This window comes from Albibacillus kandeliae, assembly GCF_003116585.1.
GTDB lineage: Bacteria > Pseudomonadota > Alphaproteobacteria > Rhodobacterales > Rhodobacteraceae > Albibacillus > Albibacillus kandeliae.
In genome coordinates, this window is sequence record NZ_QEHM01000007.1 from 296,237 (window position 1) to 310,508 (window position 14,272).

Here is a 14,272-nt window from a genome sequence, read left to right on the forward strand (position 1 = left end):
TCATTGATCAGCCTACAGGCTTCCTGTATCTTTTAAAATACAAATTTCTGATTTTCAACTCAGGATATTCGCTGGTGGCAAAAGTACAGAATAGTTGCATGATGTGTCATCAGACCGCTGCGACGGATACATAGGCAGGAAAGGCATTTCATGACGGTACAGAACGGAGCCGCAGCCCCGGAAGGCGGGAAGGCAAGACGCATCTACCTGCTTCTTCGCGACGAGATCCTCGGCGGGACCCACGCCCCCGGAGAGGCGCTTCCCGGTGAGCTCCGACTGGCCGAGAGTCATGGCGTCTCGCGCGTGACCATTCGCAGGGCGCTGGATGCGCTGGTCGGCGACGGCCTTGTCGAGCGGCGTGCCGGCAGCGGCACGGTCGTGCGCCAGCCGAGTTCGACGCCGGTCCAGCTCAAGGCCGATTTCGCGACCCTTATGCCCCAGCTCGAACGGATGGCCGCCGAGACCACGGCGCGGCTCCTGTCCTTTGCCTATGTCTCGCCACCGCAACAGGTCGGCAAGGCGCTGAACCTCGGTCCCGACGAGAAGGTGCAGCGCGCGGTTCGGCTTCGCCGCGCCCACGACAAGGCCTTCTCGCACCTTACCACCTACGTTCCCGAGCGCATCGCCGAGAGCTACTCCGAGGCCGACCTCGCCAGTACGCCGCTGTTCCGCCTGCTGGAACGCAAGGGTGTGCGGGTCGATCATGCGCGCCAGACCGTGTCGGCCGTGCTGGCGACCCCGGAAACCGCCGAACCGCTGGAAACGACCGTTGGGGCCGCGCTGATCTCGCTGACCCGGGTGGTCTATGACGCCAGCGGCGACGGAATCGAATACCTCTACGCCCTGTACCGCCCGGACCGGTTCCAGCTCGAGATGCTGCTCAACCGGGTCGGCGGCAACGACGACCGGCACTGGGCGCCGGTGCTCAGCGAGACGACTCAATGACCCCACGGACGATGCTCGACAAGCTCTGGGACAGCCACGAGATCCTGACGCGCGAGGATGGCGCGTCACTTCTGTGGGTGGACCGGCATTTCGTGCATGAAGGCTCGCACCACGCCTTCGCCAAGATCGCCGAGCGCGGCATGAAGGTCCGCCATCCCGAGCTGACTTTCGGCGTGGCCGATCACTACGTTCCGACCCACGGCACCGCCGCTTCGCCCGATATCGCCCGGATGATCCGGACGCTGTCCGAGAACACCGCCCGGCATGGTATCGAGCTGTTCGGCGTCGGTGACCCGCGTCAGGGCATCGTCCATGTCTCCGGCCCCGAACAGGGTGTCACGCTGCCCGGCCTGCTGATCGTTTGCGGCGACAGTCACACGGCAACGCACGGCGCGCTGGGGGCCTACAGCTTTGGCATCGGCGCGACCGAGGTGGCGCATGTGCTGGCCACGCAGACCATCTGGCAGAATAAACCCCGCCGGATGCGATTGGCCGTCGAAGGCGAACTTGCTCCCGGGGTGGGCGCAAAGGACATTGCCCTGAACTGGATCTCGCTGCTCGGGGCAGACGGGGCACGGGGCCACGCCATCGAGTACACCGGATCGGCCGTGCGCGGCCTCAGCGTCGAAGGCCGCCTCACGCTCTGCAACCTCTCCATCGAGGGTGGCGCGCGCAGCGGCATGGTGCCCCCCGACGAGGTGACGCTGGCGTGGATCAAGGGCCGCCCCTACGCCCCATCCGGCGCTCAATGGGCGCGTGCCTGCGACAGCTTCCTCGCGCTCGCCCCGGATGCAGGCGCCGAATACGACCGCGAGGCCACGCTCGACGCCGCCGAGATCGCCCCAATCGTGACATGGGGCACCAGCCCGGAAGAGGCCCTGCCGATCACCGGTCGTGTCCCCGACCCGGCGCGGGCGCGGACCGAAGCCGAGGCCAAGCGGATTTCGGACTCGCTGGACTACATGGGCCTGAAACCGGGTCAGTCGCTCACGGATACGCAGGTGGACCAGATTTTCATCGGCTCCTGCACCAATGGCCGCATCGAGGACCTGCGCAGCGCCGCCGCCGTTCTGCGTGGCCGCAAGGCCGTTGTCCCCGGCCTGATCTCGCCCGGCTCGGCACAGATCAAACAGCAGGCCGAGGCCGAGGGGCTCGACAAGATCTTCACCGAGGCCGGTCTCGAATGGGTCGACTCCGGCTGCTCCATGTGCGTCGGCATGAATGGTGACCTCGTTGCCGCGGGCAAGCGCTGCGCCTCCACCACCAACCGCAATTTCCGGGGTCGGCAAGGCAAGGGCGCACGTACGCACCTGATGAGCCCCGCCATGGCCGCCGCCGCAGCTGTCACCGGCCACCTCACCGATGCCCGCCCCCTGCTGGAGGGACGTCTCTGATGACCGGCTGGACAAGGATCGAAGGCCGCGCCACTGCCCTGCCCGTCGAGAACATCGATACCGACCAGTTGATCCCCGCGCGGTTCATGTCGACGCCGCGCTCGGAAGGATATGGCGACTTCCTGCTCTACGACATGCGCCACGGGGACGACGGCCAGCCCGACCCGGAGTTTGCCCTGAACCGGCCCGAGGCCAAGGGCGCGCGCATCCTGATCACCCGTCGCAACTTTGGCGCGGGCTCCTCGCGCGAGGCGGCCGTCTACGCGCTGGTCGACGCCGGGATCCAGGTGGTGATCGCCCCGAGCTTTGGCGATATCTTCTCGTCGAATGCCATCAACAACGGCCTGCTTCCCGCTCGTCTTGATGCCGAGGTGGTGGAGGTGTTGCTCGCCGCCTGCGCGGTGGACCTGACCGTCGATCTGGAGAGCCTCATGATCACCGGGCCGGGGGTGAGCTTTGCGTTCGAGCTGGACCCGGTCTGGCGGCAGAAGCTGATCAACGGCTGGGACGACATCGACCTGACGCTGGCCCATGCGGATGAGATCGCGGCCTTTGCCGAGGATCGGAAAGAGCGTGCGCCCTGGGTCTGGCCCGCCCCGGTTCAGGGCTGACCGGCGCGCCGCTCCGCCATGTCGTTCCAGACCTCCTGACGCTGGATCAGGCCGTTCTCGAGCTCGAACCGGTCGATAAACCGAATACCCGAGAAAACTTCGCCGTCGGGCCATTCACCCTCCAGCGTGCCGCTGACATAAACAGCATTGCCCGCCGTATCGGTACGGGCGATGACCTTGGTAATCCTGCGATAGCGCGGCTTCGACCAAGCGAAGAGCTCGGCCAGGACACGAAATTCGACACCGCCGGGAAAGATCATCCGGACATCGGGCGCCAGCAGCGCCGCCGCCTGATCCACCTCGCCCTCGGCCAGGTGCCCGAGGAACGCGAGTGCCGTCTCCGCCGGGCTCACGACGTCTCTCCGAAATCGCCAACCGCCGCGCCCGAGGCCGGATCGTAGGCACCCATGCCCGACATCTCGGCCCAGACGCGAAACCGGGCCGAGGGGGTCACCTCGCCCGATTGCAGCAGGTGGTGCCACGTCTCGCAGGCCTCGACAAAGCGGTTCACCCCGACTGGCCACATCACGTAGCTGAGCGCTTCGAGCATCTGCGGCTCGGGAATGCCGAGGGCGTAGGATGCCGCAAGGTGGTGACGCACGGCGGGCTGATCGCCGCGCCCGGCCTGAGCGCAGAGCATGGCGAGTTCCGCGGTCTCCGCGCCGATCTGGCCGCCATTCAGCGCGGTAAGGCCGCGCGCATAGGCTGCGCCGGGATCGAGTGACGGCAATTGCCTGTTCCAGCCCTCCCCGGCGAGGGAAAGCGCATCGAACCCGCCCGAAAAACCGGCCATGGCAATGATCGCCTCGGCCTGTTCGCCGGTGCCGCCATGAGCGAGGAACAGTTCGATGTGATGGGTTCCGATCACCTCCCGGGCGACCACCAGCAGGGCCAGCCAGACCGCCTCGCGGTCGAAAGGTGTCAGCGCGCGTTCCTCGACGGTAAGCGCCCGGTACATGGCAAGGTAGGCCTCGTGCAGCGCCGGATCTCCCGCCGCCATCGCGCCATGATGGGGCAACAGGAAGCCCCGCGTCGACTTCAGCGCCTCCAGCCGGTTTCTCAGATCGTCAGTCATCGGGGCCGCCGCCGTGTCCGCCCTGCCCCGCGAAATTTGCCCAGGCGGCAAAGGTCTCCCCGGCCTCCAGCTCACCATTGCGGATCATCTCGCGCCAGATCTTTGCCGTGGTCACAAAGTAGGGCACCGAGGCCGGGAACATCGTCAGCGACAGCGCCTCGGCCAGTTCCATCTCATCGACCCGGGCCGCATAGGCATCCCGCAGCTGCCAGCGCAGCCCCTCCCAGTCGCCCCGGCAGATCTGCACCGCGCAGGCCGCCATGTGCACCAGCCGCGCCTCGGCCCCCGCGCCCGCCGCCGCCACTGCACCGGTCCATTCCTCAACGATGTCGATCTCGGGCAGGTGATCAGCCCAGTGCTTTTGGGTAAAGCGATAGGCCCGGAAGCCGCAGACCGTCGCGGTGATCCGCAGGATCGCCCTTAGCTCTTCCGCCGTCCCGCCGGCCTTGTGGAACTTCTCGATGTGGTGGGTCGCGATTTCCTCGTCCGTCGCGATCAGGATCGCGAGCCAGACGAACTCGCGGTCGTGATGGCTGAGCACGCGATCTTCCAGCGCCAGCGCGGTATAGGCGGCATCATAGCCCGCCAGCAGGTTGGGCGCGGTAATCGCCAGCAACCCGTGATGCGGCAGGATGTACCCGCGCTTGGCCTTCAGCTCGGCCAGATCGTCTTCGAGTTTCATGCGGCGGCCTTTCCGTTCAGGTCTGCCATGACAAAGTCCGCAGCCTTGGACCCGATCATCTGCGAGGGCGCGCCGGTGTTGCAAGAGGGCATGGTCGGCATCACCGAGGCGTCGGCGACGCGCAGCCCCTCGATGCCGCGCACCTTGAGGTGGGTATCGACGACGGCCATCGTATCGTTGCCCATCTTGCAACTGCCGACCGGGTGAAACACCGTGTCCGCAACCTGCCGGATCCACTCATCCAGTTCCGCATCCGTCTGACGCTGCGGACCGGGCGCATTCTCGGCGCCCCGGAATGCGTCAAAGGCGGGTTGGGCAAAGATCTCCCGCAATCGCCGCACCCCGGCGCGCAGAACCGCGATGTCTCTCGGCGCGGAGAGATAGTTGGCGCGGATCCGCGGCGCATCGAACGGATCTGAGGAGCGCAGGGTGATCTCCCCGGTGCTGTCCGGCCGCATCTGGTAGATATTGGCAAAGAACCCGTGCCCCCGGTCCGGCGCGCGACTGAAGGGCATCCGGACGGCCGCAGTCGACCGCCCCGGAAGAAAATGGGCCTGAAGGTCCGGTTCGTCGAGCGCGTCGTCGGACTTGAGGAACGCCCCGGCCTCCAGCGGAAAGCGGGCCGCAGGCCCCGTCCCGCGCCACATCGCCTCGAGCAGGGCCAGCCCGGCCCGGTCGGCGCGCAGCAGGTTGTGCAGGGTGATGGGCTGGGTGCAGTCGTACTCGACCCGCACCAGCAGGTGATCGCGCAGATTGCGCCCGACGCCGGGCAGATCATGGGTCACCGCGATCCCGTGGGCCGACAGGTGATCGGCAGGGCCAATCCCCGAGAGCATCAGGATCTGCGGAGAATTCACTGTCCCTGCCGACAGGATCACCTCACGGTCCGCCTCGACCCGGACCTGCCGCTTGCCCATCGCGATCTCGACACCCGTCGCCCGGCCCTTTTCGGTCACGATCCGCAGGACATGGGCGCCGGTCAGGATCCGCAGGTTGCCCTGCTCCTGCGCCGGGACCAAAAAGGCCCGGGCCGCGCTCATCCGGCGCCCGCCCGAAATGGTGTAATCGTATCGACCGACCCCTTCGGGAGCCGCGCCGTTGAAATCCCTTGTCAGCGGATGGCCCGCCTGTTGACCCGCCTCGAGAAAGGTTTGCGACAGCGGGTTGATCTCGGAATAGGTCGAGAGCTTTTGCCGACCCTTGCCGCCATGCAACTCGGTCTCGCCGCCCCAGTGCCCCTCGATCCCGCGAAAGCTGTTCAGGACCTTGTCCCAAGTCCAGTCCGGCAGGCCCATCTGCGCCCAGTTGTCGTAGTCGGAGGGCAGGCCACGGGTCCAGACCATGCCGTTGATCGCCGAGGACCCGCCCAGCACCTTGCCGCGCGGCCAGAACAGTTTGCGGTTGTTCAGGTGCGGTTCCGGCTCGGAATGATAGAACCAGTTGGCATGCCGGTTGCGCAGAAGGATGCCGGTCATCAGCGGGACCCGGATCAGAGGGTTCCAGTCCCGTCCCCCGGCCTCGATCACCACCACCCGGGCGCCGCTTTCCATGGCGAGCCGTCCGGCGGCCACCGCCCCGGCCGAGCCGGATCCGATGACGACGATATCGGCGCTGATGGTGTCCATGTCTTATCCTTCAGAGTGTGCGGGCGACGCGCTGCGCATCCTGCATCGCCTCGAAGAGCGTGCGGGGCGCAGTCGCGTCGCCGATGACGATTGGTTTGACCCCGCTGTCTTCCAGCGCGGTCTGCAGATCCGATACGGCAGTGCCCGGTGCCACGTGGACGAGTGCATCGTAGGGACCGAGCCGCTCATCCCGGCCCAGCGGGTTGATCCGGCAATGCAGGGCGCCCTCAGAGCCACCGCTGATCGCGTGGCCCAGGCGGAAGATCACCCCGGCCTTTGCCAGCCGTTCCAGCGCGGTCATGCGGCTGTAGAGCGAAACGGACCAGAGCGGGGCGGTAGAAACCTGAAAGATCTCGACCGACGCCCCCGCCTGCGCCAGCGTTTCCGCCGCCGACAGGGTTGCCCAGGATCCCTCATCATCGCGGATGGCGACACGACGCCCGGCCCAGTCCCCGGCAAAGGCGATCGCCTGTTCCGCAGTCAGCGTATCAATCCCGGCGACCGGTTGCGCCGAACGGTGCGCCCCGGTGGCAAGGATAACGACATCGGGGGCAGCCGAGGTCACCTCCTCCGCCGTCGCTTCAACACCGAGCCTGACCCTGACGCCCGCGCGTTCGACCGCGCCCGACAACCAGTCCCTCAGCTTGTGCAGATCCCCACGGCCCGCGCCTGTCCCGGCGAGGGTCAGCACGCCGCCAAGCCTGTCGGAGCGCTCCCACAGGCTCACATCGTGGCCCGCGAGGGACGCGACCCGCGCGGCCTCCATGCCCGACGGCCCACCGCCCAGCACCAGCATCCGGCGCGGCCTATCTGTGATCGCGGGGTCTTCCGACCAATGCTCTTCCCTGCCTACGCGCGGGTTGCTCATGCAGGAGATCGGCCGGTGCGCACCAACCTGTCCGATGCAGAAGTTGTGCGCGACGCAGGGTCGGATCTCGTCCTCGCGCCCCACCAGCGATTTCTCGATCAGGTGCGGGTCCGCCATATGCGCCCGGTTCATCCCGACCATGTCGATCTGGCCGCGCGCCAGCGTGTCCGCGACCTCGGTCAGCGTGCGATACCGGTTGGCCGTCAGCAGCGGCAGGTCCCCGATCACCGGCCGCAGCGCCTCGGTCAGGTCGCGGAAGGGATGCGGCGGATGCGCCATGTCGGCCACGTGGTGCCCGATCGACGGCCACTGGTAAGCGGCAACCGAGGCGTTGACGAAGGCCACGCCCGGAACGCGGACCGCGCGTGCCGTGATCTCGCGTTGTTCTTCGGGCCCGAGCGCGCCGGCCATCAGATCATCTACGCTGGTGCGGATCCCCACGGGCATGACGCCAGCCATCGCGCCGGTCACCGCCGCGAGCACCTCCAGCGGAAACCGCATCCGGTTGTCGAGCGACCCGCCATAGTCGTCGTCGCGCTGGTTCGACGAAGGCGACAGGAACTGGTGCAACAGGTGGCCATGGCCGATGTGCACCTCCATCCCCTCGAACCCCGCCTCGGCCGCCAGCCCGGCGGTTTCGAGATAGGCCTCGCGCACCTCGATCATCTCGGCGCGGGTCATCGCGTGGGGGATTTCGCCGCCTGCGACCCAGGGGATCGCCGATGGCCCCCAGGCGGGCAGCCCCTCTGTGTCGTTTGGGCCATGTCGCCCCGCATGGGTGATCTGCACGAAGACCCGTGCGCCTTCTTCTCGCACCGCGTCCACGATCCGGCGCAGCCCGTCCAGCGCACGCCGGTCCGACCCGGAGAGACCGCCGGAGCGGCCTAACGAGGTGCGATGCACCCGCAGCGGCTCCACGATGACCAGCCCGACCGACTTTGCCCGCTCGCGCAGGTAGGCCACGTGCCGCTCGGTCGGCAGGAAATCGACCCCGAAGTTCGTGGTATGCGCCGGCAGGAAGACGCGGTTGCGAACCTCGACCCCGGCAAGGTCGAACGGCGTCATGACCTTTTCGTAGCGGCTCATTCCGGTTTCGGCACCGTCTGCCCGGTACGCCCGTCGACCAGCGACATCTCGACATAGACCTTGCCGGTGCCGCCATGGTCGATGCCCGTGTCGAAGCAGTCGAAATGCGCGTAGCCGCCGATCGGGTGCAGCCCCTCGGCCAGCCGGTCCTGCGCCATCATCAGCACCGGTTGCAGCTTGCAGATCATGCCGATGCACAGGTTGGCGCTCGACTCTCCGGTCAGCAGGATACCCCGGTGATCAAAGACGAAGGTCTCGCCCTCCCCGATCTTGTTGGCGCAATGGAACGCGCGCGTCACCGTGGCGACAAGGCGACAATCCTCGGGTGTCATCTCGTTCGGCAGGCTCATTTGATGCCCTCCGGGGTGCTGGAAAAATCAGACCCCGGAGGGACCCGGGCCGTGACCGCTTCGTGAGTGGCAGAGTCACGGATATGAACCTTGGCCAACGCCTTGCCCGCGCCGTGATCAGGCCCGGTGATCGGGCATTCGACGTAGCGCCAGACGCAGGTCAGCGGATTGAGCCCCTCGGCCGCGCGGTCGAAGGTCATGTAGAAAATGGACAGCACCGGCGAAATCAGGTGAACACACAGCGGCGCATCCGACAGTTCCGGCTTCACCTTGTGACGCATGTCGAACACGATCTTCTGACCCGGCTTCATGCCGCAATGGCACCCGCCCGGCGCCTCTGTCACCTCCAGCACGATCTCGTATCGGTCGAGCCAGTCGATCCCCAGGTGACGGCGCCCCGAGAACAGGTTCTTGGCCTCGGGCGACAGCCGTTCGATGTCACCCTCCTTGAACGCCAGTGCTGGTTTCAGGACCTCGGCCATCTCGGCGAGGTTGTCGTCTTCCTGCACGTAGTAGGGGTCGATCTCTTGGGTCATGGCTGTCCTCAGATAGCTGTGACGCCGCCATCGGCGACGAGGATGTGCCCGGTGATGTAGGAGGAGGCCGGCGCGGCCAGAAAGAGAGCGGCGCGGGCGATCTCGTCGGGCTGGCCAAACCGCGCGAGCGGCACCGCTTCGACCAGCTTGCGGGCACGGTCGGCATCGGCGCGGGCGACCGCCGTCATCGGTGTCTCGATCGGGCCGGGCGCCACTGCGTTGCAGCGGGCCCCGAAGGCGGCGAACTCGATGGCGAGCGTCCGGGTCAGGCCGTTCACCCCGCCCTTGGTCGCCGCGTAACCGGTGGCGCGGCGGTGGCCCACCAGACCGATCTGGCTGGAGAAGAGCACCAGCGACCCCGTCCCGGCCTGCCGGAAATGCGGCGCGACCGCGCGGCCCACGTGGAAGGGGCCGGTCAGGTTCAGCGCGACGATCCGGGCCCAGTCCTCGTCCGAGGTCTCTTCGACCCCGCGATGATCAAAGATCCCGGCGGTGAGGATCACCCCGTCGAGCCCGCCAAGCGCCTTGACTGCGCCGTCGACCGCAGCGTTCACCTGCGCCGCATCGGTGACATCGCAGACGAAGGCCGGTTCACCCCCCGTCGTCTCGCCCGGCAGGTGGGAGACGGCGACTTTTGCCCCGGCTTCCACGGCAAGCCGGGTGCAGGACGCACCAATCCCGCCTGCCCCGCCCATGATGAGCAGGCGCAAGCCGTTGAGATCGACGAGGGCAGCCATCACGCCGCCTTGCGCGCGATGATCAATGTCCAGGGAAAGCGCCACGCAGCCATCGACGGATCGAGCGCACCATCGAATTCCTCGAAGGGCACGATTTCCACCTCGTCAAAGCCCGCGTCCTTGTGCGCCTGCACGATGTCCATCTTGTTCAGCGGGACCATGAAGGGCTCGTTGTTACGCGCCGAATGGCCGTAATGGACGTATTCCTTGAACGGGTCGTCGCGGACCAAGAAGTCGAGGTGGATCGACAGGCCGCCCGGAGCGAGCAGCCGGTGGCTTTCCTTGAACACGCCCTTGATATGGCTCGGGGGCATCTCGTGCAGCATCATGGTCGAGGTCACGATGTCCGAGGTTCCAGCTTCCAGCCCGGTATCCATGGCGTCCGCCTGCTTGAACAGCACGTTGCGGGCCTGTGTCTCGGCCGCGCGCTGCGCCGCCAGCCGCAGGCAAGGTGCGGAAAGTTCCACGCCAACCACGTCGACCTCCGGGTCCTCAGCGTAGTACGGCAGGGTAGAGGCGCCGAAGCCGCAGCCGAGGTCGACCACGCGCTTCACCTCCTTGCCGACGCGCTGCATCGCCTGAGCGCGCATCCGGTCCCAGAGGCTCGCGTGTTTCTTGAGCATCGGAGCGGTCGATTGCGCGCCGCGCTCGTAGACGTAACCGGCAATCTCGTCCGACCAGACGCCGCCCGGGTGCTGGTGGATGTCGATGTTGGTGTAATAGACCGGCTGTTCGAACTCCGGATCGAGCTCCAGCAGGTGCGACGGAACCGTGGCGTTCAGCCCCTTGGCAATATCCTCGCGGTACTGGCCATAGTGCACGGCAAGGCCGCGCTGGCCCGAGTACTTCATCCGCTGCAGGTGGCGTTCGTACCAGCCGAAGAACTGCGCGGTGGTGTCGTCCTTCATCAGCGCAGCGACGTCGGCGCCGGTTTCCGGTTCGCTCGTCCCGACTTTGGCCGCATAGCGCTTGCGCACCTCGGGGAAGATCTGGCGGGTCCAGTAGAGTTTACAATCCAGCACGAACTGCTGGTAGGCGTCGAAAGACCGGTTCTGGGGGATATCGTCAAACATTTGGAGTCTCCGGGAGGGGGCCGCCGGGAGTGCCCGCGGCACCCCCGGGGACCGGCCTTATTCCTTGTTGAACTGATCGACGCCGTCTTCGGGCGCGCCGAGCGAGGCTTCGATGCCGAGCGTGCAGAACATGAGCTCGTTGGCAAAGCTCTGTCGCGCGGCGTCCAGTTTCGCCTTCTGCTCTTCCGTCGGCTGGAACTCGTCCAGGGCCTTGGCCGTCACCGGCGCACCCTGTTCCAGCAGCATTTCCAGTGTGGTGAGCCGGTCGCGCGTGACATTGAGTTCCGCCGCCATGGTCATGATCATGGCCAACAGCCGGTCGATTGCCGGATCATTGAAAAAGGTCTGCTCGGCCTTCATCGGCAAACCGGTCGGGTGTTGGATCATGCCCATGGCAGGGTCTCCTTTGTCAGTTCAGCTCAAGACACTCAGAGAGCGTTGATCTTGTCCCACGCACCTTCACCGAAGGTCTCGTCGGCGAGCTTCTTGTTCACCGGCGTCATGGCTTCGATCAGGCCCGACGCGTCGAGGTTGATCAGCGCGTCGTCGCCATTGGACTCGGCCCAGGTCGCAAAGTCCTTGTCCTTTTGCGCGACCCCGACCTCGTAGTAGTCGGTGACTTCGAGCTCATCGAAGGTCGCCTGCATGATCTCCTGCTGCTCGGCGCTCATGGAGCCCCATGCCGCGTTCGAGATCACTTCCTTGTCGAGGGCGAGGCCGAAGTCCGGCACCACAACGTGCTTACACACTTCGTAGAACTTGAACTGGACCGCCGGGTTCAGCGCGGTAAGGACGCCATCGACGATGCCCGATTGCAGCGAGAGATACACCTCGTTGAACGGGATCGGGGTCGGGATCGCACCAAAGAAGTTCAGCGCCTCGATGCAGCCCTTGATCTGGGGCGCACGGATCTTGCGGCCCTTGAGGTCGGCCAGCGTCTCGATCGGTTCCTTGATCATCAGGTTGTAGGACCCGAGGCGGCCGACACCCAGCAGCTTGGAGTCGTACTTGGCAGAGAGCGCCTCGGAGGCCTTCGCGCCGATCTCGGACGCCATCACCGCCTTCGCATGTTCCGCGTCGCGGAAGAAGTAGGGCGAATAGAGGATGTCGAACTCGTCGGTGCCGGTGTAGGCGCCGTTGTAGATATCGAGGCTGCCGAGCGCCATCGACTCGATCAGGTCCTTCTCGCCACCGAGCGTACCTGCGAAGATCTCGAAGGAGATCTCGCCGCCGGTCTTTTCCGACATGGCGTCGGAGAAGGCGGCGTTGAAGGTGTTCGAGACGGTCTGCGGCCCGCCGGCGTTGCCATAGCGGAAGACGGTTGCGGCGCGCGCACGGTGCGGCAGCATACCCATTGCGGCGACGGCGGCAGCGCCGCCCATCAGTCCGCGTCGAGAGATATTGTAGTTCATCTTTTCAAGCTCCTGTTGGTGTTGGGTTCAGGCCGATTTCTCCGGCTCTTGTTGCCGCTCATCGCATCAGCAAGGAGGGGAGTAGAACAGTGATCCACGGGACGTAGGTCAGCAGGATCAGCGCGACCCAGAGCACCGCGTAGAAGGGCAGACCCCCGCGAAAGACCTCGAGCATCCCGAGCCCCGAGATCCGCGCCATGACGAACAGGTTCAGCCCGATTGGTGGCGTGATCATGCCAAGCACGAGGTTGAAGACCATCACGAGCCCGAAATGGATCGGGTCCACACCCAGAGAGGTCATCAACGGAAAGAAGATCGGCGAGAGGATCAGCATCAGCGGCATCGCGTCGAGGAAGGTGCCGAGGATCAGAAGCAGCACGTTGATGATCAGGAAGAGGACATAGGGATTGTCCGAGATCATCAGCAGCGTGTCGTGAACCAGCTTGCCCAGTCCGGCGAGCACGGCGATCTGGCCGAAGATCTGACTGAAGGCCACGGTCATCATGATCACGGCCGTCGTCATCGCCGCGTTCACCAGCGAGTCGATCAGACGGCGGATCGTCATGTCGCGGTAGATGAAGAAGCCGATCAGCAGGGTATAGGCCACCACGATGGCCGCCGCCTCGGTCGGCGTCGCGATACCGGCCACCTTGGTCACGATGATGATCACCGGGGCCCCGAGCGGCAGGATACCGGCCCTGATCTTCTGCTTGCGTTCGGCCCACGAAGCCTTGGGCTCGCGCGGGATGTTGTAGCGCTTGGCGAGGAAGACGCTCATGCCGATCAGCCCGAAGTACATGACAAAGCCCGGCAGGATCCCGGCAATGAACAGCTCGCCGACCGACAGGTTCGCGATGGAGGCGAGAAGGATGAACAGGATCGAAGGCGGAATGATCGGACCCATCGCGGCCGCGGCCGAGATGACCCCGGCGGCATAGCGAGCCGAGTAGCCGCGCTTGCGCATCTCGGGGATCAGGATCGAACCCGTCGCGGCGGCGTCTGCCACGGCGGAGCCCGAGATCCCGGCCATGAAGAGGTTCGAGGTGATGCCGACGTTGGCAAGGCCCCCCGGACGATGGGCCACCATCGCCGCGGCAAAGTCGATCAGCCGCCGGGTCACCCCGGCCTTGGTCATCAGTTCCCCGGCGAGCACGTACATTGGGATCGCCAGCATCGCGTAGCTGTCGACGCCAGAGGTGATCGTCTTGGTGAACAGCACTGGATTGACCGGACGAGGGTCGAACTGGCTGGCCACGATGTAGGTCAGCGCAGCGGCGCCAACCGAAAAGGCGATGTCCATGCCCAGCAGGACAAGAATGAACAGAAGGACGATACAGAGCGTAAGCAGCATTTATTCTTCAGCCTCGCGCCAGCCGTCCACGACCGCGACGGGTTCGTCGACACCGCCTTTGAACAGTTTCCAGAGCCGGAATCCCTCGTTCGCCAGGAGCAGAACGGCGCCCACCGGAAGGACGATGAACTTCCAGCCATCGGACAGGCCGGTGGCATAGGACACCGAGCGCGATGTCAGCTTGAGAATGGGCACCGAATACCAGAGGATCCCGAGCAGCATCGCAACGACAGACAGGTGGATCACGATCTCGATGACCCGCCGCGTGCCATTGGGGACAAGGTCGATCAGCGCCGTCATCCGGATGTTCTGACCCGAGAGATAGGCAAAGCCCGCGCCGATGAAAGTCATCCAGATGAAGAGGAGCTTCGGCAGTTCCTCACCCCACATCGGGGGCGCGCTGAAGACGTAGCGCATGAAGACCGAATAGAGGACCAACCCGGTAAATGCGAGCAGCATGAGGCCGCAGAACAGCGCCCCCGCCTTGCAGAATACCCCGAATGCAGCCGATGCCTTCATCGCCAGCC

At 65.7% G+C, this 14,272-nt stretch carries 16 protein-coding genes; 3 read left to right on the forward strand and 13 right to left on the reverse strand.

Annotated features, from left to right (window positions below):
* Window positions 1-150: 150 nt before the first annotated feature.
* From DDT93_RS17230 to leuD, 3 genes are read left to right on the forward strand one after another with little or no spacing between them, the layout of a single operon-like run.
* Window positions 151-945, forward strand: a complete 795-nt coding sequence (locus tag DDT93_RS17230; protein WP_109467099.1) for a GntR family transcriptional regulator — start codon at window positions 151-153, stop codon at window positions 943-945.
* Window positions 942-2,339: a 3-isopropylmalate dehydratase large subunit gene (leuC, locus tag DDT93_RS17235; protein WP_109467100.1), complete on the forward strand. Its 1,398-nt coding sequence runs from the start codon at window positions 942-944 to the stop codon at window positions 2,337-2,339. Before DDT93_RS17230 ends, leuC begins: the two co-directional genes overlap by 4 nt.
* On the forward strand, window positions 2,339-2,950 hold the full coding sequence (leuD, locus tag DDT93_RS17240; protein WP_109467101.1) for a 3-isopropylmalate dehydratase small subunit: 612 nt from the start codon (window positions 2,339-2,341) through the stop codon (window positions 2,948-2,950). Before leuC ends, leuD begins: the two co-directional genes overlap by 1 nt.
* Here the strand turns inward: leuD and DDT93_RS17245 are convergent.
* Genes DDT93_RS17245 through DDT93_RS17300 form a run of 13 tightly spaced genes read right to left on the reverse strand, consistent with a single transcriptional unit; the run spans window position 2,941 to window position 14,264 of the window.
* Window positions 2,941-3,303, reverse strand: coding sequence for a nuclear transport factor 2 family protein (locus DDT93_RS17245; protein ID WP_232825491.1), 363 nt, complete (start codon window positions 3,301-3,303; stop codon window positions 2,941-2,943). The genes leuD and DDT93_RS17245 overlap by 10 nt on opposite strands.
* Window positions 3,300-4,025: a hypothetical protein gene (locus tag DDT93_RS26960; RefSeq protein ID WP_232825492.1), complete on the reverse strand. Its 726-nt coding sequence runs from the start codon at window positions 4,023-4,025 to the stop codon at window positions 3,300-3,302. Before DDT93_RS26960 ends, DDT93_RS17245 begins: the two co-directional genes overlap by 4 nt.
* The gene (locus DDT93_RS17250; protein WP_109467103.1) at window positions 4,018-4,707 is read right to left on the reverse strand and encodes a carboxymuconolactone decarboxylase family protein; all 690 of its coding nucleotides are present in this window, start codon (window positions 4,705-4,707) and stop codon (window positions 4,018-4,020) included. Before DDT93_RS17250 ends, DDT93_RS26960 begins: the two co-directional genes overlap by 8 nt.
* A complete protein-coding gene (locus tag DDT93_RS17255) occupies window positions 4,704-6,332 on the reverse strand; it encodes a GMC family oxidoreductase (protein WP_109467104.1) in 1,629 nt (542 codons plus the stop codon). The genes DDT93_RS17250 and DDT93_RS17255 overlap by 4 nt, the downstream gene beginning before the upstream one ends.
* Window positions 6,333-6,342: 10 nt before the next feature.
* Window positions 6,343-8,286 carry an oxidoreductase gene (locus DDT93_RS17260; RefSeq protein WP_109467105.1) on the reverse strand — a complete coding sequence of 648 codons (1,944 nt, stop codon included), beginning with the start codon at window positions 8,284-8,286 and terminating at the stop codon, window positions 6,343-6,345.
* On the reverse strand, window positions 8,283-8,636 hold the full coding sequence (locus tag DDT93_RS17265; RefSeq protein WP_109467106.1) for a hypothetical protein: 354 nt from the start codon (window positions 8,634-8,636) through the stop codon (window positions 8,283-8,285). Before DDT93_RS17265 ends, DDT93_RS17260 begins: the two co-directional genes overlap by 4 nt.
* Window positions 8,633-9,172, reverse strand: a complete 540-nt coding sequence (locus DDT93_RS17270) for a hypothetical protein (RefSeq protein ID WP_109467107.1) — start codon at window positions 9,170-9,172, stop codon at window positions 8,633-8,635. Before DDT93_RS17270 ends, DDT93_RS17265 begins: the two co-directional genes overlap by 4 nt.
* Window positions 9,173-9,180: 8 nt before the next feature.
* Entirely contained in the window at window positions 9,181-9,909 is a 729-nt protein-coding gene (locus DDT93_RS17275; RefSeq protein ID WP_109467108.1) for an SDR family NAD(P)-dependent oxidoreductase, read from the reverse strand.
* Window positions 9,909-10,982, reverse strand: a complete 1,074-nt coding sequence (locus DDT93_RS17280; protein WP_109467109.1) for a class I SAM-dependent methyltransferase — start codon at window positions 10,980-10,982, stop codon at window positions 9,909-9,911. The genes DDT93_RS17275 and DDT93_RS17280 overlap by 1 nt, the downstream gene beginning before the upstream one ends.
* Window positions 10,983-11,039: 57 nt before the next feature.
* The gene (locus tag DDT93_RS17285) at window positions 11,040-11,375 is read right to left on the reverse strand and encodes a hypothetical protein (RefSeq protein ID WP_109467110.1); all 336 of its coding nucleotides are present in this window, start codon (window positions 11,373-11,375) and stop codon (window positions 11,040-11,042) included.
* 35 nt (window positions 11,376-11,410) lie between these two features.
* A complete protein-coding gene (locus DDT93_RS17290) occupies window positions 11,411-12,394 on the reverse strand; it encodes a TRAP transporter substrate-binding protein (RefSeq protein ID WP_109467111.1) in 984 nt (327 codons plus the stop codon).
* A gap of 58 nt (window positions 12,395-12,452) precedes the next feature.
* Window positions 12,453-13,745, reverse strand: a complete 1,293-nt coding sequence (locus DDT93_RS17295) for a TRAP transporter large permease (protein ID WP_109467112.1) — start codon at window positions 13,743-13,745, stop codon at window positions 12,453-12,455.
* Window positions 13,746-14,264, reverse strand: a complete 519-nt coding sequence (locus DDT93_RS17300) for a TRAP transporter small permease (RefSeq protein WP_157960210.1) — start codon at window positions 14,262-14,264, stop codon at window positions 13,746-13,748. It abuts the gene before it with no gap.
* Between the last annotated feature and the right edge of the window lie 8 nt (window positions 14,265-14,272).